The sequence below is a fragment of the Longimicrobiaceae bacterium genome, assembly GCA_035936415.1.
In the GTDB taxonomy this organism is placed as follows: Bacteria; Gemmatimonadota; Gemmatimonadetes; order Longimicrobiales; family Longimicrobiaceae; genus JAFAYN01.
Window position 1 is genome coordinate 1 of the sequence record DASYWD010000240.1, and the last position, 2,575, is coordinate 2,575.

At 72.0% G+C, this 2,575-nt stretch carries 4 protein-coding genes; 1 reads left to right on the forward strand and 3 read right to left on the reverse strand.

All coding sequences use genetic code 11. The annotated features are described in order from the left end of the window. Window positions 1–48: 48 nt before the first annotated feature. The 3 genes from VGR37_09720 to VGR37_09730 form a co-directional block, all read right to left on the reverse strand. Window positions 49–492, reverse strand: coding sequence for a GNAT family N-acetyltransferase (locus VGR37_09720; GenBank protein ID HEV2147666.1), 444 nt, complete (start codon window positions 490–492; stop codon window positions 49–51). Between the two features lie 88 nt (window positions 493–580). Continuing rightward, entirely contained in the window at window positions 581–718 is a 138-nt protein-coding gene (locus tag VGR37_09725) for a hypothetical protein (protein ID HEV2147667.1), read from the reverse strand. 145 nt (window positions 719–863) lie between these two features. Continuing rightward, the gene (locus tag VGR37_09730) at window positions 864–1,772 is read right to left on the reverse strand and encodes a hypothetical protein (GenBank protein HEV2147668.1); all 909 of its coding nucleotides are present in this window, start codon (window positions 1,770–1,772) and stop codon (window positions 864–866) included. A 239-nt stretch (window positions 1,773–2,011) separates the two neighbouring features. Between VGR37_09730 and VGR37_09735 the strand changes: the two genes are divergently transcribed. Beyond that, entirely contained in the window at window positions 2,012–2,416 is a 405-nt protein-coding gene (locus VGR37_09735; protein HEV2147669.1) for a DUF4870 domain-containing protein, read from the forward strand. Window positions 2,417–2,575: the final 159 nt, after the last annotated feature.

Here is a 2,575-nt window from a genome sequence, read left to right on the forward strand (position 1 = left end):
GGCCGCTGCCGCGGCCGGGGCGTCCCGCTCCGCGGCGAAGAACAGGCTTCAGGCCGGCGGAGCAGCAGACCCCAGGTCCTTCCGCAGGAAGTAGTACGTGCACCCCTCGGCGACCCCCTCCAGCTCCCCGAACACGCGGTAGCCCTGCTTCTCGTAGAAGGGCCGGGCCTGGTAGCTCAGTGTCTCCACGTAGGCCAGCGGATGCCCCCGGCGCAGCGCGTACGCCTCCAGCTCCCGCAGCAGCGCCGCACCGTGCCCCTGCCCGCGCAGGCCCTCGTCCACCCAGAGGGCGGCCACGTGCAGGGCACGACCCCAGAGCTCCCCCCATGCCCCGCCCACCATCTCGCCGGCGCCGTCGCGAAGGAAGCAGGCGACCGGGCGCGGCGGCTCCTGACCCCCGACGCTGCGGTTGAAGGCGCGCACCCCCCGGACGATGCGGTCCAGGTCCGCACCGGAAGGGGTTTCGTCGAGCTGGGTCGTGAGCGCAGGCATGCTGGGTCGGCGGTGGGGCGCCTCAGGGGTGGAGGACAGCGGGGTCATGTTTCCAGGGCAGTCGGGAGATCGCGATCCGCGCTGGTCGTCAGGCGAGCGCCTTTGCGGCCCGCTCCGCCGGCCCCGGCGGAGCGACGAGCAGCAGGAGGATCATGGACCCGGCGCTGAGGCCCACCGCGACGACGGTCACCGTGCCCCGCTGGGTTTGCCGATACAGCTGTGCCATGCTTCCTCCGGTCGGGAACCGTGATGCCGGACGCAACGGCCGTCCGGCACCAGCGCGGTCCAGGGGGATCTCCCTGAACGGGCAACGGCGGAGCGGCGCCCCGCCCGGGACGCCGCTCCGCCGTTCGGCCTTCTCGTGCAGGCGGCTACGACTGCGGCTGCGCCGGGGCGTTTTCCATTCCCGGGGAGACGCGGTTCGCCAGGGCATCCTGGAACACCTGCCGGAACTCGTCCAGCTTGCGCTGCGCCTCCGCGTCCTGCGGGTCGCCGAGGCCGGAGAGCGCGATCAGCCCCGTGGCGCTCCCCGCCATTCCCACCGTCCCCCACATGGCGTCCGTCACCGCCGGGCGTCCCCGGCGCAGCACCTCCACGTTCGCCGCCACCGAGCGCGCCGCCCGGGACTCCGCCCGCGCCTCCGCCTCCATCTGCTCGGCGGACTGCAGCATCTCCTGCACGTCGGCCTCGGTGAAGCCGGGGTTCTGGCCGGAGGCGAGCATGCGCCGCATCTCCTCCGCCTGCGCGCGCACCTGCTGCGCGCCCTGGCCGGCGGCTTCGTACATGGGCTTCATCGCCAGGTACATCGCCACCTCGCCCATGCGCTCCCGCACCCACTCCATCTCCGCCGGGTTCTGCCCCAGGGTGCGGGCGGAGCGGATGTAGCTCCCGCCGATCAGGTCGGTCATCCGGTACATGGTCTGGCCGGCGGCCATCATGTTGCGGAGTCCCCCCAGCGCGCCGCCCTTCTCCTGCCGCTTCTCCATCTCCTGGAAGCTCGCGTGCAGCCCCTCGCTCTCCTTGCGCACCAGGTCGAACTGCAGGAGGCTGGTCTTCAGGTACGCCTCCACCTGAGCCGGCGTCAGCACGCTGTCCGCGGGAGCCTTGAACTTCGCCAGCTCCTCGTCGGTGACGGCCACGGGAGTGCTCTGGTCCACGTCGTCCGGGCTCGCTTCGTCCGCGTCGCCGCCTCCGCCGCAGGCAGCGAGGGCGAGGGCGAGCATCCCGGCGGGGACGATGCGGGCGAGGCGGGAGCGTGGGGCGGGCGGCGACGGGAGCATGACGGCCTCCGGGAAGGGGTGGGACGGCGCGAACGCGCGGAGGCCGTAACAAATGCAGTGCGGGGGGCGCCGGGTCAAGTGTTTTCGTTGCGCTCGGCCCGAAGGCCTTGACAGTGTGTGGCTTGCGTGTGGATCTTCAGCGTGGGGCCGCGCCCGCGGCCTCCCCGTCCACCTTCGCCTCCGCCCCGCCCGCCGCGCCCGCGGCCCGGTGGAGCACCCCCTTCCGCACGGAGGTCCGCATGTCCGAAACGCCCAGCACCCCGCAGGGAACGACCGGCCTCGCCCCCAACGTCGCCGGTGCGCTCTCCTACCTCGTCGGCCCGATCACCGGGATCCTGTTCCTCGTGCTGGAGAAGGAGAGCCGCTTCGTCCGCTTCCACGCCGCGCAGTCCATCGGCATCAGCATCGCGCTCTTCGCGGTGAACGTCGTGCTGATGGTGCTCGGCGCGGTCCTGGCGGTCGTCCCCATCATCGGGTGGCTGATCGGCCTGGCCCTCTCCCTGGCGGTGGGGCTCGGCGGCTTCGTCCTCTGGCTCTACCTCATGTACCGCGCCTACCAGGGCGACGAGTGGGAGGTGCCGGGGGTGGGCGCGCAGGTCCGCCGCTACCTGGGCGGCGGCACGGCGGTGGCCCCGCACCAGTAGCCGCTTCCGGCCGCACGAACGAGACATGAGTCATCCCGGAGATTGAGGTCCGGGAGTTGAAGCAACAAACCCTCCGATGGGTCACATCCATCGGAGGGTTTGCTGTATGAAGACGATCGCCTCGGAGCATTGCAGCGCGTCGGCTCTCGCCTCCACACT

Excerpts from the sequence above, each read along its gene's own strand:
- VGR37_09720 (HEV2147666.1), bottom strand. The coding sequence starts at position 492 with ATGCCTGCGCTCACGACCCAGCTCGACGAAACCCCTTCCGGTGCGGAC.
- VGR37_09725 (HEV2147667.1), bottom strand. The coding sequence starts at position 718 with ATGGCACAGCTGTATCGGCAAACCCAGCGGGGCACGGTGACCGTCGTC.
- VGR37_09730 (HEV2147668.1), bottom strand. The coding sequence starts at position 1,772 with ATGCTCCCGTCGCCGCCCGCCCCACGCTCCCGCCTCGCCCGCATCGTC.
- VGR37_09735 (HEV2147669.1), top strand. The coding sequence starts at position 2,012 with ATGTCCGAAACGCCCAGCACCCCGCAGGGAACGACCGGCCTCGCCCCC.